The sequence below is a fragment of the Xylocopilactobacillus apicola genome (assembly GCF_033095985.1).
In the GTDB taxonomy this organism is placed as follows: domain Bacteria; phylum Bacillota; class Bacilli; order Lactobacillales; family Lactobacillaceae; genus Xylocopilactobacillus; species Xylocopilactobacillus apicola.
In genome coordinates, this window is record NZ_AP026802.1 from 1,524,465 (window position 1) to 1,545,563 (window position 21,099).

The window sequence follows — 21,099 nt, forward strand, 5'->3', positions numbered from 1 at the left end:
CGGTCATTTTGATCAGCCGTTTTTTTGTTTTAAAAATTGATCTACACTAGCTGTTACTTCAAGAGCGTAACTATGACCATGACGAGTTCCAGCTAAGAAATGAACCCAAGATAAAACTCCGTGTTTAGCTAAAGATTTCTCCATTTTTAATACACCTGACACTGGTGCTAATTCGTCCATTGAATTCAAGAGAAACACTGGCCCAGTTGTAGAGCTAACTCGATAATATGGCGTTGCTTTTTTCAAAAGGTCCAAATTTTGTCCCAGGTAATTAAGAATGAACCCCTTATAAAACTGCTCATTTAGCTTCAATTGTTCTTCTGGATCATCAGATTTAAGCGCCTCTAACACTGGTTCAACTGATTGATGCTTTCTAATCCATTTTTCAAGATCAAAAATTCCAGACAACGATACTGCCGGAATTCCATATTTGATTGCCAATTCGACTGCCATTGTTCCACCAACTGAAGTACCTAAAACTGCAATTTCGTTTGTAGGAAACTGTGATTTTGTCCACTGATAGGCTTGATTAATGTCCTCTTGAGGAGCAGGATAAAAATTCGGCGGAGCAAGTCTGTAATCTGGTACAACCACATCATAACCCAAGGTTACAAACTTTGTTGCTAATTCTGTCTCACTGTCTTTACTTCCACGAAACCAACCACCACCATGGATGATAATGAGACTCATCTTCACTTTGTTTTTAGCATCATTTTGGTAGAGGTCTAACTTCAAATGATGCTCTTTTTCATATTCTAAATCTTTGCTAAATTTCATCAAACTGCCTATACTGTCACCTTTGCAGTTTTTTTCTTTCTAATCATCGTGCCAGCTGGCATCTTAACATCAAGATTAATTGAACAAATCATCATTGCATGACTGGCTCTCTCTATCTTTAAATTATCTTCATCTCTTAAATCCTGTGCTTTTGCAAGATAATGATAGAAATTAGGACCATAAAATTCTAGTTCATCGCCTTCGGAAAAATTATTACGTTCCTGGATAATAACGCGACCATTTTGAAAACCTTGGACCTCACCGATGAATTCATAACCCAAATCAGGTTTGACGTGAGCAAATAACTCATCATCTTTACTTGGCGCACCATTAAAAAAGCCAAATGACATCCGGCGCTGAGATATCTTCGACAATTCCTCAATCCATGCTGGATCGACAGTGAAATTATCTGGATCAGCAAGATAAGCATCTACAGCGGTCCGATAGACGTTAGCTACTGTCGAAACATAATGAATCGTCTTCATGCGCCCTTCAATTTTAAGACTATCCACACCGGTTGAAAGCATTCTGCCAATTTCAGGAATCAGGCTCATGTCAACCGCTGACATCGTAAATTGCTCATCTCCTGTCAATGAACGCCCAGTTTCATCAGTTAAATTATAGAGAAATCGACAATTTTGTGCACACCCGCCACGATTAGCATCCCGCCGATTCATATAATTACTCATTACACAACGCCCAGAATAACTAATACACATTGCACCTTGAATAAAAGCCTCAATCTCCACATCAGTATGCTCTTTAATTTCTTTAATCTCTTCATAGGTCGTCTCCCGACCCAAAACCACTCTTTCTAGCCCGTGTTTTGCCCAAAAATTTACTGCCTCATAATTAACAGCTGATGCTTGAGTCGACAAATGGACCGGCAATCCTGGAACCTGCGTTAAAACCGCGCTAATAATGGCGGGATCTGAAACGATGATCGCGTCAATTCCTGCATCCCTGACTTCGGTCAAGTAAGAGATCATATCTGTTAACTCGTTTTCGTGGCAAACAATGTTGGCCGCCAAATAAACTTTAGCTGATTTTGCATGCGCATATTCAGCACCTTCACGCATATCTTCAATTGAAAAATTGCTGGCCCTTGACCTTAACCCCAGCCGCTCACCTCCAATATAGACTGCATCTGCTCCGTAATCAATTGCAACATGCAATTTCTCAGGAGTTCCTGCGGGAACTAAAACTTCTGGTTGATTGGTCATTTAATATCTCCTAACTGATAATGATAAAATCCGGTCGAAATTTTTCGATCTGCTGGTAATTTTTCTTTTAATTCAGTGTTTAATTCTTCGAAATTCGACTCACCTGATTCCAATAATTTGCGGGCTCGAATGAAAATTTCCATAATTGATAACCAGTTCTCACTTGGATAGAACTTGCTATCAAAGGTATAATGACAAATTCCCAATACAACTAATTCAGGTAACTGTTCTAACAAATTGAGATCCTCTGGCCCGTACATGTGAGTTCCATTTTGATCTTCAAACATTGTATATATATCTTCTGGTTTCTGCGGTAAATTAACGTGATAAACTTGATTAAAATTAAACTCGGATGATTTATTTTCGTAATCCAAATAATTATAAATCAAACTTCTAGCCGAATGTTCAATTGCAATCGGACCAAAGAGTTGCATAATTGGGGGAACTTGCAATTTAGGAATCAATTCCTCCAGCTCCACATAAGGAAGCTCTCGCGCAATTCTTACATAAGATGCTCCTTCGTTACCCCAAAAATTTATCATCCCCGAGTTAGTATCGAGAACCTCTCCGTTATATATGAATTTTTGGCTCGGAAATTTCTCCTGAATTAAATTCACCGCTCCTGCATCACCGACCATCACATAATCAACCCCAATTGTTAAAAGATCAGCTAAATACTTCTCATAAGCAAGCAATTTATCATTATGTAAAATAGCATTAGCGGCAACCACCACTTTTTTGCCGAGCTGATGGGCCGTTTCCGTTAATCGTTGAGTTTCCAAGACATTATAGTCAGTAGGCAACCGTAACCCAAAATCATTGTTTCCGATTATTAAAGTATCAATTCCTAAATCAAAAAGAGAACCCGCAACTTCTTTTGCGGGTACTGTTGAAGAATATTCGATCATCGTCAAATTTTGACCTTATCTTTCTTTTTAGTGGATTTTGTAACTCGCATTTTAAACTGTTCCCCTTTAGCACCAATTGTCACCGAATCGCCACGAGAAATTTCTCCGCTCAATAGCTGTTCACTCATGACATCTTCTAATTCATTCTGTAAAACTCTCCTAATTGTTCGAGCTCCATATTCGGGATTATATCCTTTGTCAGCAATCAAATTAATTGCACTCGGAGTTAATTTTAGAGAAATTCCCATTTCGTCCAAACGATGAACAAAAACACCAACCATCAATTTAACAATTTGGCGAACTTCATCTTTAGTTAAGACCTTAAAGATAACAATTTCGTCGATTCGATTAAGAAATTCTGGCCGATAAGTTTCTTTTAGCACTTCGCGAATTTTATTCTCAATAGCAATATCGCTGGTTACATTATTTTTCGCGCCAAAGCCAACCTCGTGTTCATCTCTAAGACTAGTTGCACCTAAATTAGAAGTCATGATAATAATTGTATTACGAAAATCCACTCTCCGACCGCGCGCATCAGTCAAGTATCCGTCATCTAAAACCTGCAAAAGCAGATTAAATACATCCGGATGAGCCTTTTCAATTTCATCAAATAAAATAACTGAATAAGGATGATTACGAACTTTTTCTGTTAATTGGCCGCCTTCTTCATACCCAACATATCCTGGAGGAGAACCAATCAAACGGCTGGTAGTATGTTTTTCCATATACTCAGACATATCAATTCGGATTATATTATCAGCAGAACCAAACAGTGCATCCGCCAACGATTTAGCAAGCTCGGTTTTCCCAACCCCAGTTGGGCCTAAAAACATAAACGAACCCATCGGACGGCCAGGATCTTTTAATCCACTTCTTGTTCTTCTGATTGCCCGAGAAATAGCTGATACTGCAGAATCTTGTCCGATCACCCGTTGATGCAAAAATTCTTCTAAGTTAACCAAACGCTCAGACTCTTTTTGAGTCAACTGCATTACTGGGACCCCAGTCCACTCAGAAACTATTTCAGCAATATCTTCACCCGTCACGATCAATTCATCAGAGCGTGGGACAGTAACATTAACCCCATATTTGGCATCTCCTAATTTATCTCTTAATTCAAATTCTTGTTTACGAATTTTAGCAGCTAGCTCAAAATCTTGATTTTTGACAGCGTCTTCTTTTTCAATCTCTATTTTCGCCAACTCTTTACTGATATTTACCATTTGAGAACTAGTAGAATTGGCTAAATGAACCTTCGCAGATGCTTCATCTACAAGATCAATTGCCTTATCCGGCAAAAAACGATTGGTAATGTAACGATTTGATAGTTCGACCGCAGCATCAATTGCTTCATCACTTATCTTGAGATGATGATGAAGTTCATATCGCTCACGCAAGCCTTTTAGAATTTCCCTAGATTCATCTACCGTTGGTTCATTGACCATAACTGTCGCAAATCGTCTTTCTAAAGCTGCATCTCTTTCAATATACTTTTGATACTCATTAAGCGTTGTCGCTCCAATCAACTGGATTTCGCCACGGGCTAAAGCCGGTTTCAAAATATTAGATGCATCAATTGCACCTTCTGCCCCACCTGCTCCAATTAACGTATGTAGCTCATCAACGAAAAGGATTATATTATCACTGTCAGAAATTTCTTTAATCACTTTTTTTAAGCGGTCTTCAAATTCGCCACGATATTTAGTTCCTGCCACGAGTGATCCCGTGTCAAGCATCATTAAACGATTATTTAACATTTCAGAAGGCACTTGCCCATCAACAATTCTTTCGGCCAAACCTTCAGCAATCGCAGTTTTGCCAACTCCTGGCTCACCAATTAAAACAGGGTTGTTTTTCGTCCGACGTGATAAAATTTGAATTACTCTTTGAACCTCTCGATTTCGACCAATTACAGGATCAATCCCGTTATTACGCGCTGATTCAGTTAAATCACGGGCTAAATTATCCAACGTTGGGGTCTTTGAAGCTCCCTTAGATCCTTGAAGCTCAGAACCAGCCCCCATCCGTCGTTTCCCAAAATTTCTCCCAGGTACATCTGTAATTCCCATTTTTTTAAGCAATAATTGGCGAGTTTTTTCTAAATTTAACCCTAGATTAATCAAAATTCTCGTTGCTAAAACGTCATCTTCACTTAAAATTCCAAGCAAAATATGCTCTGTTCCAATTTTAAGGGCACCTAAACGTTTTGCTTCATCACCTGCATAAGCCAGAATCTCCTTAGCTTTTTGAGAATATCCCAGACTTTCCTTATCGACATTTGTAATTTTATTATCAGAGCTAAAACCAGTCAAATCATTGATTTCCTCCTGAATATCTGCTTCATTAATGTTTAATTTGCGCAAGGTTTTACCTGCAATTCCCTCGGGTTCAAGCACTAATGCTAATAGTAAATGCTCAGTAGATACCGCAAAATGGCCCAACATTTTCGCATTGGTTTGAGAAATCTCCAGTACCATCCTAGCACTGGGCGTAAATAAGTTATCCAATTTAAACCTCCTCGATGAGGATTTCATCTTCTTTGTTAATTATATAATAATTTTAGCTAATTTTCGTACTCTAGCTTAGTTAAAATGCATTTAAAAATATGTGCTCGCAATTTATTTTGACTGGGCTTATCCAACTCTCCTAAAGCATCGTTATCAATTGCTGCAAGAATTATTCGGCCGCAGGGAACATCTATTATTTCATCATTAATCAGTTGCTTAATGATCGTAGATGCGTCAGTTAAAGTCAAAACTGAACCCACTTCAGACTTAACTTTTTCCAACAAATCTCTGGTGCTGACAAACTGTAATTTAACGATTCGAATATAGCCACCGCCGCCCCTTTTACTTTCGACGTAATAACCATGCTTGGCATCGAAACGAGTCTTGATCACATAATTAATTTGTGAGGGAACTACATTGAAATATTCGGCGATTTGTTGGCGTCGTAATTCAACTTCGAAATTCTCATTTAAAATATTTTTAATATACTGTTCAATCAGATCAGATAAATTATTCGATTGGCTCATTTTTATTCCTTGACTATATTTGACTAACATTATAATACGAGGAGATTCAAATTTAAACCCTTGGACGATTTAAATCCGATTGGGCCTTTTTTTCCAAGTAAAATATCTTATAATAAAGTTATAGGAAATGGTAATAAATAATGGAAATGTCTAAACAACATGATTTTATGAATCGCGAGATTAGTTGGCTTGCCTTTAACGACCGAATTCTGGACAACGCTCAGTCGCCCGCGATTCCACTTTTGGAGCGAACGAAATTTTTGAAAATTACTCAAGCAAATCTTGATGAGTGGTATATGATTCGGGTTGCTAGTTTAATTCGCGAAGTTCAAGCTGGTGATTTTAATCCCGATAAATCTGGACTGGCGCCAAATACGCAACTCAATCAAGTTCGAAAATTAGTTAAGAGGCAGTTAAAAAGGCAAAATAAAATTTGGCTAAAAATAAAAGGTGACCTCGCAAATCACAAAATCAATTTATTAGACTACCAAAAACTCAGTGTTGAACAAAGAAAATTTGCTGATAATTATTTCCTTACAACTGTCAGCCCGCTAATTGAGGTAGAACTTCTGCCAAAGGATATTCCCTGGCCTGAGATGGAAAACGGTGCTATGTATTTCGTATCAGAGATGATCAGTGCCCAAGATCCTTCCAAGCATATTTTTTCCCATTTTAAACTCCCGCCTTTAAATCGACTCCTCGTCTTACCAGAACAAAGTAACTGTTTTATCTTGTTAGAACAAATTATTAAGGCTCACTTTAAAGAATTAATCCAAGCTAAATTTAAAGGACGTTTTATTGCTCAAAAAATTTACCTTTATCGAATTTTAAAAGATATGGACATTAGAAGTCTGCCTAAAGAGAGCAAGAATACTGAACAAGCGGTCGAAATTGCCCTTGAAAAAAGAGCCTCAGCTCCTGTAATTTTTCTGGCAGTCGACAGCTCAATGCCGCGTAAAACTTTGAAAACTTTAACAGAAGTCCTTGACGTTAATCCTTTAAATACATTTCATATTAATGGCGATTGGGACTACAACTTCATTGACCAGCTTTGTCAGAGTATTGTTAATGCCCCAGCCAATCTCCATTTTCAAAAAAGAAGTCCTCATCACGAAAGCGATCTTGAAGGAACAGAAATTTTTGCTAAGATTCAAAATCACGATTATTTATTGCATCATCCTTATGATAGTTACGACGGCGTCGTGAATTTCTTTGCGCAAGCGGCAATTGATCCCACTGTAAAAGAGATTTATGTAACAATTTATCGGACCTCTCACGACTCACCAATTGTGAAATCTTTAGCTGATGCAGCAAAACATGGCAAAAAGGTTAATGTCTTAATTGAGGTTAAAGCTCGTTTTGACGAGGAACATAACATTAAAGTCGCCGATTATTTGCGTGGAATTGGGATAAATGTTTACACAAGCTTTCCAGATCTTAAGATCCACTGTAAAATGGCTTTAGTGGTTAGAGACGACAAAAGCACGATTGCTCATCTGGCGACAGGAAATTATAATGAGGCAACAGCCAAAGGCTACACCGATTTTAGTTTTTTTACAGCCCGTCTGAAATACGCTAAAGACATTAAACGGATTTTCCAGTATATTAATGGGAAGAAAAAGTTGCCTAATAAGCTCAACAAGCTCTATATTGCCCCAAATATGCTTAGGTCAAAATTAGAGCATGAGATCAAAAAAACGATTAAAAAGGCTCAAGACGGAGAAAACTGTGAAATTTGGATCAAATGTAACTCCCTCTCCGATTATAAATTAATTAAAAATTTGTATGATGCCAGCTCCAAGGGTGTTAAAGTTCATCTTTTAATCCGCGGACTTACAACTGCTGTCCCTCAATTACCTGGAGTAAGTACTAATCTACACATTCACTCGATTGTCGGACGCTTGTTAGAACACTCTCGCGTTTATATTTTTATCTCTGAGAAAAATTATAAATGTTACCTTTCCTCTGCCGATGTCATGCCAAGAAATTTCGATCGACGAATTGAAACGCTTTTTCCAATCGAAGATCCTGATTTAAAAGAACGCATTTTGAACATCTTCGAGCGCATGTGGAATGACCGGGTGCAAAGTTATACCAAACACGCTAATGGAACTTACATGAAACGAATTAATAATAAAAATGCCACAAAAATTGTACCAATTCAGGAACAGTTTCTGATCGAGGCAGAGAAAAAGGAAAATTAATGAACCAGAAAATTGCAATCCTAGATTTAGGATCAAATTCGATTCGCACAACCATCACCGAGTACGATTCCAATGGTGAATTTCAAGTACTAGCTAGACGCCAAGAAATGGTTAGAATCTCTCAAGGAATGGGGCAAAAACAGCTCTTAAGACCTGAGGCGATTAATCGGACTTTAGGAGTTCTCGCTCAATTCAAGGCAGAATATGCGAAATATCAGCCTTTGAAAATCATTGCCGTTGCCACTGCAGCTGTTCGTCAAGCTCGCAATCAAGCGGTTTTTCTAACCCAATTTGAAGAGCTGATGGGATTTCCATTACGAGTAATCACTGGTATTGAGGAGGCAGAATATGATTACTACGGCGTGATCAGTACGCTCGCGCCCGAAAACGGACTTATCCTTGACACTGGCGGCGCTTCAACCGAAATAGTGCTTGTTAAAAATGCGCAGATGAAAGAGCGAATTAGTCTGCCATTTGGTGCAGTCAATATCACCGAGAACTATTTGCAAGGTGATCCGCCAACAGCTGCTTCCGTTTTTAAGGCATGTGCTAGCCTCGCCAACACTCTTAACAATTTATCTTGGCTGAAATCTGCTAAAAATTTTCCGATCATTGCCATCGGCGGATCAAACCGGACCCTCGCTAAAATCAGGAAAAATGAACTGAACCAAACTGAACTTCCGATCCATGGATTTCATCTGAACCGCGAAGTTGCTGATGACATTATTTATCAGTTGTTAAGTAAAAATGAGAGTGAGCGTCAAAATATCAAGGGGCTTGCCAAAGATCGCTCTGGCATTATTATTGGCGGCCTGATTCCTCTGCGTCTAATCATGCAAATTATCGACTGTGAGCAAATAATTTTCTCTCAATCGGGAGTCCGAGAAGGAATTCTTTTCCAAGAAATAAAAAATCAAACGCAAAATGAAATACATACATTCGACCCCGAAAAGCTAACTCTCGAATAAACAAAAAGATCGACTCGTTTGAAGCCGATCTTTTTGTTTATTAAGGCGCCGAATCAAGTAATGTTATCCCACTTTATAAACTTCATTTGCTGTTTACCGAACTTAGGTTAATATTCAAACCAAGATGCAGATCCCTGCGATTGAATAAACGTACAATATAAAGTACAATATAAAGTACGAAATGGAGGAACAAAATGACATTAGCATTAACTCAAAGTGATTTCAGAGAACATCTCAAGAAATATTTAGACAAAGTGAACGAACAAGACGAGACTGTATATATTGCTCGATCCAAAGGGCGCTCAGTTGCCGTTATTTCACAAGAAAAGATGAATTATATTGAAACTGCCTTAAAAGCCAAAGAGGAATCGCTTGACTACGCAATTGCAAGAGATCAACTAATCAAACGAGGGGTTTTACCCGATGATGAAATTGTTCAATCAGACGATAAATATTGGAATCAATTTAAATAATGGCGCCGCTGAGATTTAAACCACGAAAAACATTTAATTCTGATTTAAAAAGATTAGCAAAAATGGATCGAACTATCGTTGAAGAAGTTAGAGCTGCTATTGAACTATTATTAGAAATTGGTCATTTACCACCGGAGTTTAATGACCATCGTCTAAATCAAAACTTATCAGAATATCGGGAATTCCATTTGAGAGATACCCCTAAAAGTAAGATTCCAAACGAAATTAACGATGTTATTGTTATTTATTACATCAAAGAAGAAGAGTTAACTTTAATTGACGTAAGGGTCGGCTCTCACAGTAAATTATTTTAAAAAAGAATTATCTTTTTCGTCAAATTAACAAAACTATAGCTCTTTACTTACTGAAGGTATAGACAATTTTATTGACCAATCCTACAAAGATCATAACGACTTAATGAAAGAATTAGAAGAGCTGTAGTGATTAAACTAACAAAAAAACTTAGAAGACGCATCTAAGTTTTTTGTTTTTCCTGCCGATTTATTTATTTTGAGTTTAAGGAGTCGAATCAAGCAGTGTATACGTCACCTCACCGCTGTAACTTCCCGCTTCGGGAAGCTCATTCGCTGTTGCCTTAAAAATTAAATTCCACGGTTCTTCCCAAGTATCTTCATACAACACGCCTGGAATTACCTTCTCAGCTAGTTGTGTCGCTACTGGCGTCAAATTAGTTTCCTCTCCCGAGCCGTTCTTATGGTGCAGCGGATTGCCTGTAATTCTTTTGGTTCCTTTAGTTAGCGGCTGCGTCATTGCTCCTTCAATTCGCCATTTTTTATTCTTGCGAGAATTTCGGTTGTCAGTAACCGTAAACTTCTGATTATCACTTTCGTAGTTGTGATTCCGCACAGATCCTCGATGCGCCCCAAAATCAATTGCGGTCGGCGCTTCTAACAACACACGTCCAGTTTGATCCCAAACGTATGTTCTAACATCATTGCGGGTCGCCGACTCACTTAGGATCTCAGCTGCCGTCTTTGCCGCTCCATCTGGTGCATGTTCAGATCCAGGAGTGCTAACCTCACGCCACTGCGGGTCTGCAGCATAATATTGCGAATTAGGCGGCACTGGCTTAGCTAAATCTTTAATTGCTGTCCCGGGAGTTGGGTTACTCAAATCTGCAGAACTAACTATTCCACCAACAGTTACATCAGGAAATTTAGTCTTCGGACCAAGCGTTAACTTCCAAAGCGCAGATGTATTACCCAACATAAAACTATAACCCGATTGCTCAAATATGCTGCCCGACGTAGTCGTAACTATTTTGCTGAGATCAAATTTACTCAAATCAAGACTCGTTAGAGATTTGCAATCGCGAAACATATAATTCATATTGGTGACCGCATTAGTTTTAAAATCACCTAAATTAATACTAGTCAATGCTTCACAACCGTCAAACATAAAACTCATATCAGTCACGGATTTAGTATTAAAATTGCTCACATCAATACTCTTCAATTTATAACAGTTTTCGAACATATGACTAATATCAGTAAATTTGTCCAGTTTTAATTGACTCACATCAATATTTGGCAAAGACATACAAAGTCTGAACATCTCGCTCATATTAGTTACTGAACTCGTGTCAAAGCCAGTGATATCAAGATCAGTTAACGCATGACAGAAACTAAACATTTCACCCATATTAGTCACAGAAGTTGTATTAAAATTTGTTACATCAAGACTTGTTAGCGAATTACACCATCTAAACATCCCAACCATATTAGTCACAGATGTGGTATTGAAGTTTGTTACATCAAGATTTTTTAAAGACGTACAGCCGTTAAACATCAAACCCATATTAGTTACAGATGTGGTGTTGAAGTTTCTGACATCAAGACTTGGTAACACCTGGCACGAGCTAAACATTGACATCATATTAGTAACTGATTGAGTATTAAAGTTCCTGACATCAAGATTTGTTAACGACGTACATTCTTCAAACATCGAACGCATGTTAATAACAGATGCTGTATTGAAGTTTGTTACGTCAAGGCTCGTTAACGCTCTACACCGTTCAAACATCATCTCCATATCAGTCACAGATGCTGTATCAAAGTTCGCTACGTTAAGGCTTGCTAGCAAATAACAACTATGAAACATCGAATTCATTTTTGTAACGTTACTCGTATTAAGGTTCTCTATGCCTTCAATCGAACTCATCTTTTCCATTCCAGAAAATAATTCAGATAAATTATTACCGCACGTTACTCCTGGCTTAATTAAAGTTTTGGTTATCTGACCTCTGACAAGATACCACGGCCAATGTGTCGTAGAGACATTGTTACCCGAGTTAAATATTTTTTTATCAACATCAAAATTCAACTCATGCGGATAGATCGTCAAGACATTGTTACTATCGACGTTCCACCAGAGATAATCCAGCAGCTTGATATTTGCTGTAGAAGATACGTTGCCATTGTTATCGATTGCTACAATATGAAGATATTTATCGTAATTATTACGAGCTACATTCAATGTCACATCCGTCCCAGTCGCTGGTCTTAAATTAATATTAGAAACTTTCCCTGTTGTAGAATCGATTGTGACATTTGGCGTTGACGTTGGGTTGCCATCAATTGTATAAACATAGCCTTGGAGACCACTAAGAGCAGGGATCTTAATTACATCTGAATAAGAACCTCCTGTTGCAGTATCCGCCCGTGCTCGATAGAAGAAATCCGTCCCGAGATCTTTAGCTCCAATCGTAAGCGTTATGCTATCGTCAGTAAGAACCTGCTTGCTAGCGGTAACCTTCGGTGCCTCGGGCGCAGTGGTATCCTTGGCTTTTTATCGCCTTACCGGTCGTGCTTGTATTTAAGCTAGAAGTATAGTACAACATATTGAAAATGATCTTAGCTTCTTGCACCGAACATTTATTTGTTGTGTGTCCTGTTTGAATTTGGGCGTAGTTATCTTTTGAAACTAGATACCAATTATTATCTGCAATAACATTTCCGTTGGAATCCTTAACGTAAGTTACGAAGCTGTTGCCGCCTCGCCAGTAGTTTGTTGGTAAAGTGGCTTCATCGTACTTCATCCAACGAATTGCACCTGATTGATACATATAATAAGAACAGAAGTTATGCGAGGGTGAAATTGTATAAACCGTCGTCGGATCCAAATAATATGGTTCTTGCGTCAAAGAGCCCGAGGTTGCAACCTTAAGTCGATCACTTCCAAGAGCAAAATATGCAGATGATACCGACAAACCAACTTTAGAAGCAAAACGATTAAAATACTTGTGGTAAGGATCCCCATTGTGCATGCTACCTGTCTCAACATCAAAAGCGGCTCCTTCAATGGTGTCATGACCAAATGTTATCGCTCGACCTGTATCACCGAAAGCTTTCGTTGCTTGATAAGATGCCTCATTTAGATCCTGATTGTATTTATTATAGTTATCTGAATTCCAATCTGAAGCTCCAAAGAAGATTGCATCGTACTTGTAAGTTCCATCAGGGTTCTTCAATACACTTTCTGGATTACTATTGAAATTGCCGAGCCAAATCGCATCAATCTCAAACAACCCTTTATCAATAGACTGCCCATCTTCTGATTTAAGATTCTTCATCCATCCACGAAACCACTGTCCAGTCGTAGCATATTGCGCACCAACATTTAGAATTTTAATCTTCTTACCGTAATTGGTTCCAACTTCTTCCTTGTTAGCAAACGAACTACTCGTGTCCATTTCAACATGAAACCCTCCACTAAGGTTTGAAGGTTTATCCCAACTAAGGTTAACCTCATTCCGTCCTTCAGTAGTGTTCCAAATTCCTGTACCGCTCATCCGGAAATTTCCCGTTTGAACAACAGTTGAACTAGTGTCTAAAGGTACTTCCCGTGGTGTAATTATTTTGGAGGATAATTTTTGAGTCGGATCTGTAAAAATTGGTTCTTTCTTCTTATTTTTCTCTAAAGTGGTTTGTGGAAAATCAGCTGCCTGACTTCTCTTCTTTGGATTCAAAACAAAAATCAACATAGCAACAATCCCTATAGTCGCTATAATATAGCCCAATTTCTTAAATGATTTCACAAGGCAACCCCCAGATAGATTAAACGTTCGGAGTTAATGTCCACTCTAAGTCCGCTTTGTAATTCCCACCGGTTGTGAAGCTTGCTGGAATAGTTAAAGTAGGATTTAAAGTGACTTCTTTCGCAGTTACGCCTGATTCATATTTACCTGAGAAAACGTTTTGTGCTGTATTACTTAAAGTCACCTGCGTATGAGTATGATTTCCCTTGCCAGCAACGTTTGCACTCATAATTTTCAATTGCATCCCGTTCTTCAAAAAACCATTTGTTTCAGCTGTTCCAGGAGTTGATTCCGAAACAGTTTGTTGAGTCTCATTCAATTTTGTACTAGCAAAGGTGATTTTAGCGTTAGTAGAAATATTACTAAATGCAAGTGAACCCGATGGATCTGGGGCAGTCAAGCTCAACACTGCCTCAGATTTATCTGCATAAGCGATTGCTCCCCCGCTAATTAAAGACGTGCCTACAGCTAATATTGCGATTAAACCTTTTTCTTTTTTCATTTCTTTATCTCCCTTTTCTTTATTAGAAAACCTGCTGCGCCGATTAAAAACCAGCCTGCGACTGAATTAATCACAGAATGTCGCTCTCCTGTTGCAGGCAAATCCTGCTTTGTTTCTTTCTTTTTAACATTTTTTTCATCCATTGGAATAAGCTGAATCGTTGCTTCACTTACGTTCTCGGCATAAACCTGATTATCAAGCGTGGCTAAACTAAGTGCACTACCTATCAGTAACCAGAAAATCAGATGCTTTGCCTTTTTCTTTCGAATTTGCAAGAAAATCACGTAAATTGTTAGTGAAAGCAAAATTATTACTAAGAGCAAAATTACAATGGTTAGCGTACTAATATGACTCGGCGTTCCTTCTTTTAAAGCAAAATCATCATTGAATTCTTTGGCTCGCGCCTCAGTAATCTGGAACGGCTTCTTCCACTCTTTATCTAATTCCTTAGCTTTGGCGTTTAGCTTCACAAAGTATTTACCGGCTTTTATCTTGCCATCTCCAAGTGAAACAGCATAATCAAAGTTAGAGTTTGGAGCTAATTTCAGTTCATTTGTCTGAGGTGGATAAACCTCCTTCTTACCAGATTCGTCATAGATTGTAGCTGTCAAAGTTAAATCTCTTAGAATTTCTGGTTGCGGATTTTGAAGTCGAACTTTGACAACATTACTATAATTCTGCTTGCCGACTTTTACGCTCAGGAAATTTAACTTATTTGGTACTTCTTTAGTGTTCTGCCTCAGCTTGACTGGGATAACATAGGAAAATACGTTAGTAATGCCACTTGATTTGCCAATTTTTTTCTGGTCAGATGACTTGCCGGACACTCGAACTCCACCTAATATGATTCCATCCAATTTCTCATTGGGCATCTTGACCTTTATTGAAACTGGTGCACTGCCTTTAGCAGGAACAGTTACCGTAGAATCTGATATAGCGAGATCTGTAAACTTATATCTCAAAGTTTTGTCATATTCTTTGGCGTTATGCAAATATTCAATAACCCCAAAATCATTAGTGATCGTATTCTCTAACTGAATCGAAAAGTCTTTGACTTGATCGGCATTATTGTACACATTAAGTTGAAGTGTGTGTGTTTCTTGCGGTTCCATCAGTACATCAAAAAAATCACTAACACCTCTTAATTGCTTTTCGCTTAACTGCGGATGGACAAAGAAGTCGGAATTTGGATTTTCGGCAGCTTTAACTTGACTAGGAGCAAGAATATGTACAAGAATTAAACAAGCTAGTATAAATTTTTTAATTGCCCTCACCTCCTTCTATTAAGGCTCAATTGCCAATTCCCACATGATCTCGCCCTTGTAGTTACCAGCTTTAGCTTGGGATGCCTGAACCTCCATTTGAAAACCTGCTGATTTTGTCCACTTCACCGTCGTCTGAGATTCCTTCTTTGTATGCTTATGAACGACTATTGGTCTATTCAGTTCCATTGGAGTTGCTGGAGCTTGCGTTGGTTTATATTGCAATTGTCCAGCTAGTTGTTCCCCGTCTCCATTGACAAAAGATTTAGAAAGTTTCGCACTAAGTGACCACAATCCGAGACTATCATTTGTTCTGCGGTCTCTAACTTGGATTTGCCAATCTTCTGCCTGCAGGACTGTTTGCTTGCTATTTGAAACCTTATGACCATCTTCAAACTTCACTTGGCTAGGAACAGTCATTTGCAACGTCCCAGAGAACTTGAAGACAACCTCTAACACCGTACCAGAAGCTGGGAATCGTCCACTCACAGTTGTTGGAGTACCATCGCTTGTCAAAAAGTAGCCTTGATTCACTAAGTTCCCCGCTTCGCCATTGTAAATTTCAGGAAGAATCTCTTTCATTTTGAACAAATTATACTCAGTTTGAGGAGAACCCTTAATTATTTTGGGGCCAATCTCAGTTCCACCAACTACCAGCGGTTTTCCAGCTGCATCTTGATATTTGACAGAAATTGAACTCATCGTGCTCGTTAACGCATATACGTAGGTGATTTCTTCAATATTGGTCAGCGTAACTGGAGAAGTCGTTTTACGGATCAACTCACCGCTACCTATCCGATATCCCAAATAGGTATAACCTGTTATTGCAGGGACGTTCTTGGTGTATTTCTTGTCTGCTCCAATTTGTGTTTGAGTTTGCGCCTTGATCTGAGCACCAAGATCGGTTTGGTAATTCTCAGTAACGGTTGAATTTGTCTGCGTTCCTTCGACTACTACCTTGACTAAAAGTGGCGACGAAATATCGGAATTGTAATTATCACTATTGTAATGGTTGGCGATAGCTTTCACATAATAAACGCCAGGCGTATTTAGCTTAACTACACTAGAAAAATCAGATTCAATCTTCCAAATACCCCCAGCTGCTATTTCATTTACTTTAGCGCCTAGTTTTGCTCCAATATCTTTTAGAAATTTCGCCTCTGTAACAATGTCTCCTTTGTTATAATTAACCTCTTTTTCCTTACTTGAGATGAGTCTGGTATCAATTTGATAAGGATAGTGAGCAACCTTACTAGTCACCCCATTTTTGACCCCGATCGTTTTGATATTTGTCGATTTCGTTATCTTAATCTTCGTACCAGGAGTGTAAAAAATCCTATTCGGATTTTGAGCAACTGGGTCTTGACCATTTGTTGAGTAATAAATCTGCACATTAGGATCTTCAGTCGATAGCGTTGTGTACACTTCGTGGCTATAAGCGTCCGGTTTAACTTCCGTCTTTGGAACTTCGACATATTTTTCGTTATTTCCGTACACCTCAACGAAAACTGGTGCTTCATAAACATCAACGTCGACTTTATTGTTAGTTACATTACGGACAACCGTGTCTCCCGATGTCGAATAATCGTTATAGCGAGTCTCCGTGACGAAAGGAGCAGCAATATTTTCTAATGTATAGGTCCCCTTTTTTTCACCAATTTTTGTCTCGTTCGTTGGACTCCAAATTGCATAAGTATATCGACCATTCTTGATATTTCTATAACGGTAAACGTAAACATCGTTCTTCTTTTCTTCTATCACTGCATCAAAAACGTAATCGGTTAAAGCCGTTTTGGTAGCGTACATTGAGTAATACGAAGGCTTTCTGGTGTTACCCATTTTGGCATTTCGCGCCATTCCAGCGGTTAAATCTCCGCCAACAGACCATTCATTGTTGTCTACTGCTGGATCAACGTCCATGAACATGTGTGCGCGACTAATTCCTGCACTTGAAGCAATTAAAAACGTTCTAATATTCCAATTGGACTGAGCCGTAAGAGAAGGCGCTTGATTAGCAGATTGCGGTTTAAACGGACCTTGATACGTATCATAACCAAACTCGGTCAACCAAACTTCTCTTGGTTTTCCGTCAGTGGTTAAATATCTTTGGACGTAATCGACTGTTTTGACGAGTTCTTCCTTAAAATCAGTATCCTCGGGGTAATGTTTCTCCTGGTACTGATGCATATTGATCACGTCGGCTGGAAATATGTTGTCTTGTCGATTGTTCTGGTACCAAAATTGCATTCCTTTGATGTAATCGATATTATTTCCGGCAAGTCCTCCAAGAACAAAAGTAGCGTTTGGATCGGCGTTTTTTAAACCAACTTTTCTCCCCTTAGCATTCTTAAGTGTGCCTCGATGTCCGTCATAATCTCCACTGGTCATTGCCGCAAACTCGCTCGCTACAAACCATTTTCTCCGTGCTTCCCAAACGGAATTCGGTTCATTCCAGTTTTCAAAATACTTAACTGTATTTTGACCCCATAAATCCTTGGCACTTTCATTCTCTGAAACAACAACATCATTAATAGTTATATTTTTGTTACTTCCGTATCGTGCCCCAAAATTATACATTGCTTCTGCGTGGTCAATGAATGACGCAGGGTCATTCCGATCAGCTCCTGCGAAGTTGGGTGTTGTATCTTGAGCTGTATTTATCCCTGGTTTATGCTGCATTTCAGGGTCTTCGTCCGGGTAATATTTACTGGTCGAATTTTCTAGAGTTATTAAAGTATCAATTCCTAACTTGTTCAAACTATTGAAATAACCATCGAAATTCTTTGAACCGTCATAAAGTCCCCACATCTGAGTAATATCGCCTCTAGAGAAAATTGACTTAAAGCCATCTTCTCGGTCGGCATTGTAATGCCATTTATGGTACTCACGGAAAGTTCCACCCGCCTCAAAAATCGTATTAGAAGTGATATGCTTACCGTTCATTCCCATGAATTTATCCATGGTGACCTGCTTTGTCGGTTTAATCGGTTCAGGATCTTTAATGTTGTTAGGAATACCATCGCTTGGTTGACCCCACAAGACAAATTCGCTAATGTTGGCACTTGATGACTTGGCAATTCTCAGATATCTGGTCTTAATATTTTTATCTTTGAGATTCATATGGAACCAACCGCGATGCTTTTTCTTAATGTCAATGGTTCCGATCTCGGTCCACGCTTCACCCTTACCATTTATGGAAGGTTTCCCATAAGACAATCTCAGCTTAGTTCCATTGTAGAGACCCGAAGTCATATTCTCATACATTGTAATTTCTTCGATCGAGTGCTCTTTTTCTAAATCCAAAACTGTTACGTATTTAAGATTATCTTTTTGATCTTGTTCATCTTGGTTCTTTGGAGTTTTACTATTATCAAAAACTCCATCTAATTGAGAGCCATCAATATCTCGAACAGTAAAACTCGTCTTCGGGACATAATTAGGAAGACCCTTACCATCCAACATTGAAGTATCGGTGGGTTGCTCATCAAATTGGTCAGAAGCCCGACCAACACGTGCATAACCAAAGACGTTATATGCCTTGTTCTTGTTGACCTTGATTAAATTACGCTTAGGCGGTTCTTTCCCGGTGTTGCCAGTTGCAGTCCCAAATAATATAAATTCATAGGCTGCTTGTCCTTTTACTTCTGGGCCATGACTGCTGCGAACTCTGATATATCTGGTCTTGACGTTTTGAACCTTCCGCTCATTCCAGCTATTGTAGACTGGCTTAGCATCTTGATTTTGAAATTTTGTCCAATTCCCCGGTTCTCCGTAATCTACTTGAAAATCGACGTTCACAGCACCATTTCTCGTGTAGAAAGCAAAAGAGGAAATATCATACTCTTTGCCTAAATCAAAATAAATTCTAGTCGGGAGTAATGAACTGTCTGCCACGGTTCCTGAATCAAACTGCTCAGGAAGAGCCTTGGTTGGATCACTGGGATCTTTATCGTCTTTGTCGTATCCCCCGTTATAGAGCCACTGTCCCTTTTCAGCCATCAAATTCTCATTGATGCATTGGAGTACATTATATTGATTTCTTTTAACGTTTCGTTGCGTATCAATAAGAGTTGCTAGACCTTTGTGGTTCTTTAAATCTTCCTCAAGAGTTGCAACCCCGGACTCCAATCGAATCATCTCCGGTTTTAACTCGATTTGATTGGGTAATAATTCGCCTTGTTCTTGCGCGCGAGTAGTTGAAAGATCAATCATTTTATACACAGAAATAAGGATAATACCCGCCGTAAGAAGCAACAGTAAAAGTTTTATCCTTGATTTTTTCAATTTTTACTTCCCCTATTCATCTTCACAATTTATACTCCAGAGTAATTGATCAGCTCGCTCAAATTTCTTATCTTTTACAGCTTCCATTATTTCTTTTGTTGTTGAATTTAAATCTTGGTAAAACTTGATTAGATCTTCAAATTGTTTACTTTTATCTTTTAGAAAAGAAATAGAATTTTTATAACAATTGTCACTTGCTGGAGAAGTTAATAAATTTAAGACCATTTGAATTTCATCAAGGCACAGTCCTGCATATTTTAAAGTTTGAACAATCCTAATTTTTTTAACATCTCTTTGGAATAATCGCGATAGCCATTGATATCACGCGAAGGAGTGACAATGCTTTTCTTATCATAGTATCTAAGTGTAGCTTTTGAGCATTTTGTTAATTTGGAACATTCATTAATATTCATGTACTTCCAGCCTTTATAAATTTCATTTAGCATATCATTAAAGTTAAGTTCAAGGTCAAGGATCAAAAAACAAGATACTAAATTTAATGCAAATATATAAGGAGCGAATCAACAAGCTTGCAGTTAATTTCAATTATTAAAAAAATATTTCCATGAAATGAACTCAACTCAATTTCTATTTATGCGTCTAGTTCAGTAAATAATAAGTTACATATATAAAAATTACAAGTTCGGACATTTTTAAAAATTGAAAATTGGCAGAAAAAAAGCGCCGATATTTTCATATCAACGCCAATTTCTAAATCATAATTACATCTGTTTCATCAGATAACATTTTCGCTTCTTCAATAATTTTAATCCCTGAAGAAGTGCCAATCCTTCGAGCTCCCGCTTGAATCATTGATAACATTGTTGACAGATTATCAATGCCGCCTGCTGCTTTGATTTTGATCTTCTCACCTACCAAACCTTTCAGCAATTTAACATCTTCAACACTTGCTTTCTGCGAACCAGTTATAATGAAGTTTGGATTAACCTGCAATGCGATTTGCACCGCCCGTTCAATCTCCTCGTCGGTCAAATAACCCGTTTCAAAAATGGTTTTGCAAATGACATCTCGCGTGCTACAAATATCAAACACCACCTGCATCTCTGTTTTAATATAATCGTCATTACCATTTTTTAATTCCGACAAATTCAAAACATAATCAATTTCTTTTGCTCCATTAGAGATTGCATCTTCTGCCTCAAAAGCCTTCGCTGGGATGCTCGTCTGGCCCAAAGGATAACTAATTGCTGCCCCCACCAGAACCTCAGTCTCAGCTAAAAACTGACTACAAAGTTTCGTTTGAACTGAATTAACAGTCACTGTCTTAAAATGATACTTTGTTGCCTCAAGACATAACTGTTCGATTTGAGCTTGAGTCACATCAGCATGTAAATTGGTATGATCAATCATCTGAGCAAGATCATCAAGGGTGTAATTAGCCATTTT

General features: G+C 38.3%; 17 protein-coding genes. 4 read left to right on the forward strand and 13 right to left on the reverse strand.

Annotated elements, in window-relative coordinates; genetic code table 11:
• Positions 1-12 precede the first annotated feature (12 nt).
• Genes R8495_RS07475 through R8495_RS07495 form a run of 5 tightly spaced genes read right to left on the reverse strand, consistent with a single transcriptional unit; the run spans position 13 to position 5,942 of the window.
• Positions 13-777: an alpha/beta hydrolase gene (locus R8495_RS07475; protein WP_317634852.1), complete on the reverse strand. Its 765-nt coding sequence runs from the start codon at positions 775-777 to the stop codon at positions 13-15.
• A gap of 8 nt (positions 778-785) precedes the next feature.
• Positions 786-2,000 carry a peptidase U32 family protein gene (locus tag R8495_RS07480; RefSeq protein WP_317634853.1) on the reverse strand — a complete coding sequence of 405 codons (1,215 nt, stop codon included), beginning with the start codon at positions 1,998-2,000 and terminating at the stop codon, positions 786-788.
• Positions 1,997-2,908 (reverse strand): peptidase U32 family protein, encoded by a 912-nt coding sequence (locus R8495_RS07485; protein ID WP_317636614.1) that lies wholly within the window; start codon positions 2,906-2,908, stop codon positions 1,997-1,999. Before R8495_RS07485 ends, R8495_RS07480 begins: the two co-directional genes overlap by 4 nt.
• Before the next feature lie 2 nt (positions 2,909-2,910).
• Positions 2,911-5,415: an ATP-dependent Clp protease ATP-binding subunit gene (locus tag R8495_RS07490; RefSeq protein WP_317634854.1), complete on the reverse strand. Its 2,505-nt coding sequence runs from the start codon at positions 5,413-5,415 to the stop codon at positions 2,911-2,913.
• 56 nt (positions 5,416-5,471) lie between these two features.
• Positions 5,472-5,942 carry a CtsR family transcriptional regulator gene (locus R8495_RS07495; protein ID WP_317634855.1) on the reverse strand — a complete coding sequence of 157 codons (471 nt, stop codon included), beginning with the start codon at positions 5,940-5,942 and terminating at the stop codon, positions 5,472-5,474.
• Positions 5,943-6,082: 140 nt separating this feature from the next.
• Between R8495_RS07495 and ppk1 the strand changes: the two genes are divergently transcribed.
• The 4 genes from ppk1 to R8495_RS07515 all read left to right on the forward strand — a co-directional run bounded on the left by ppk1 (position 6,083) and on the right by R8495_RS07515 (position 9,901).
• Positions 6,083-8,146: a polyphosphate kinase 1 gene (gene ppk1, locus R8495_RS07500; RefSeq protein WP_317634856.1), complete on the forward strand. Its 2,064-nt coding sequence runs from the start codon at positions 6,083-6,085 to the stop codon at positions 8,144-8,146.
• Positions 8,146-9,114 carry a Ppx/GppA family phosphatase gene (locus tag R8495_RS07505; protein WP_317634857.1) on the forward strand — a complete coding sequence of 323 codons (969 nt, stop codon included), beginning with the start codon at positions 8,146-8,148 and terminating at the stop codon, positions 9,112-9,114. The genes ppk1 and R8495_RS07505 overlap by 1 nt, the downstream gene beginning before the upstream one ends.
• 194 nt (positions 9,115-9,308) lie before the next feature.
• Positions 9,309-9,587 carry a type II toxin-antitoxin system Phd/YefM family antitoxin gene (locus R8495_RS07510; RefSeq protein WP_317634858.1) on the forward strand — a complete coding sequence of 93 codons (279 nt, stop codon included), beginning with the start codon at positions 9,309-9,311 and terminating at the stop codon, positions 9,585-9,587.
• Complete coding sequence (locus tag R8495_RS07515; protein ID WP_317634859.1) at positions 9,587-9,901, forward strand: type II toxin-antitoxin system YafQ family toxin; 315 nt, start codon at positions 9,587-9,589, stop codon at positions 9,899-9,901. The genes R8495_RS07510 and R8495_RS07515 overlap by 1 nt, the downstream gene beginning before the upstream one ends.
• A 202-nt stretch (positions 9,902-10,103) precedes the next feature.
• On the opposite strand, the gene R8495_RS07520 is transcribed toward R8495_RS07515, so the two are convergent.
• From R8495_RS07520 to deoC, 8 genes are all read right to left on the reverse strand, one after another.
• The gene (locus R8495_RS07520) at positions 10,104-12,089 is read right to left on the reverse strand and encodes a BspA family leucine-rich repeat surface protein (protein WP_317634860.1); all 1,986 of its coding nucleotides are present in this window, start codon (positions 12,087-12,089) and stop codon (positions 10,104-10,106) included.
• A 259-nt stretch (positions 12,090-12,348) separates the two neighbouring features.
• Complete coding sequence (locus tag R8495_RS07525; protein WP_317634861.1) at positions 12,349-13,644, reverse strand: hypothetical protein; 1,296 nt, start codon at positions 13,642-13,644, stop codon at positions 12,349-12,351.
• Between the two features lie 19 nt (positions 13,645-13,663).
• A complete protein-coding gene (locus tag R8495_RS07530) occupies positions 13,664-14,146 on the reverse strand; it encodes a WxL domain-containing protein (RefSeq protein WP_317634862.1) in 483 nt (160 codons plus the stop codon).
• Positions 14,143-15,420, reverse strand: a complete 1,278-nt coding sequence (locus R8495_RS07535; RefSeq protein ID WP_317634863.1) for a WxLIP family cell surface protein — start codon at positions 15,418-15,420, stop codon at positions 14,143-14,145. The genes R8495_RS07530 and R8495_RS07535 overlap by 4 nt, the downstream gene beginning before the upstream one ends.
• A 9-nt stretch (positions 15,421-15,429) precedes the next feature.
• A complete protein-coding gene (locus R8495_RS07540; protein WP_317634864.1) occupies positions 15,430-19,692 on the reverse strand; it encodes a chitobiase/beta-hexosaminidase C-terminal domain-containing protein in 4,263 nt (1,420 codons plus the stop codon).
• A gap of 12 nt (positions 19,693-19,704) precedes the next feature.
• Positions 19,705-19,917, reverse strand: coding sequence for a hypothetical protein (locus R8495_RS07545; RefSeq protein ID WP_317634865.1), 213 nt, complete (start codon positions 19,915-19,917; stop codon positions 19,705-19,707).
• A 32-nt stretch (positions 19,918-19,949) separates the two neighbouring features.
• Positions 19,950-20,138, reverse strand: a complete 189-nt coding sequence (locus tag R8495_RS11190) for a MerR family transcriptional regulator (RefSeq protein ID WP_425613242.1) — start codon at positions 20,136-20,138, stop codon at positions 19,950-19,952.
• A gap of 265 nt (positions 20,139-20,403) precedes the next feature.
• A complete protein-coding gene (gene deoC, locus R8495_RS07550) occupies positions 20,404-21,096 on the reverse strand; it encodes a deoxyribose-phosphate aldolase (protein WP_317634866.1) in 693 nt (230 codons plus the stop codon).
• Positions 21,097-21,099: the final 3 nt, after the last annotated feature.

Coding starts and splice junctions, on each gene's coding strand:
- R8495_RS07475 (WP_317634852.1), bottom strand. CDS start 777: ATGAAATTTAGCAAAGATTTAGAATATGAAAAAGAGCATCATTTGAAG.
- R8495_RS07480 (WP_317634853.1), bottom strand. CDS start 2,000: ATGACCAATCAACCAGAAGTTTTAGTTCCCGCAGGAACTCCTGAGAAA.
- R8495_RS07485 (WP_317636614.1), bottom strand. CDS start 2,908: ATGATCGAATATTCTTCAACAGTACCCGCAAAAGAAGTTGCGGGTTCT.
- R8495_RS07495 (WP_317634855.1), bottom strand. CDS start 5,942: ATGAGCCAATCGAATAATTTATCTGATCTGATTGAACAGTATATTAAA.
- ppk1 (WP_317634856.1), top strand. CDS start 6,083: ATGGAAATGTCTAAACAACATGATTTTATGAATCGCGAGATTAGTTGG.
- R8495_RS07505 (WP_317634857.1), top strand. CDS start 8,146: ATGAACCAGAAAATTGCAATCCTAGATTTAGGATCAAATTCGATTCGC.
- R8495_RS07510 (WP_317634858.1), top strand. CDS start 9,309: ATGACATTAGCATTAACTCAAAGTGATTTCAGAGAACATCTCAAGAAA.
- R8495_RS07515 (WP_317634859.1), top strand. CDS start 9,587: ATGGCGCCGCTGAGATTTAAACCACGAAAAACATTTAATTCTGATTTA.
- R8495_RS07530 (WP_317634862.1), bottom strand. CDS start 14,146: ATGAAAAAAGAAAAAGGTTTAATCGCAATATTAGCTGTAGGCACGTCT.
- R8495_RS07545 (WP_317634865.1), bottom strand. CDS start 19,917: ATGGTCTTAAATTTATTAACTTCTCCAGCAAGTGACAATTGTTATAAA.
- R8495_RS11190 (WP_425613242.1), bottom strand. CDS start 20,138: ATGCTAAATGAAATTTATAAAGGCTGGAAGTACATGAATATTAATGAA.
- deoC (WP_317634866.1), bottom strand. CDS start 21,096: ATGGCTAATTACACCCTTGATGATCTTGCTCAGATGATTGATCATACC.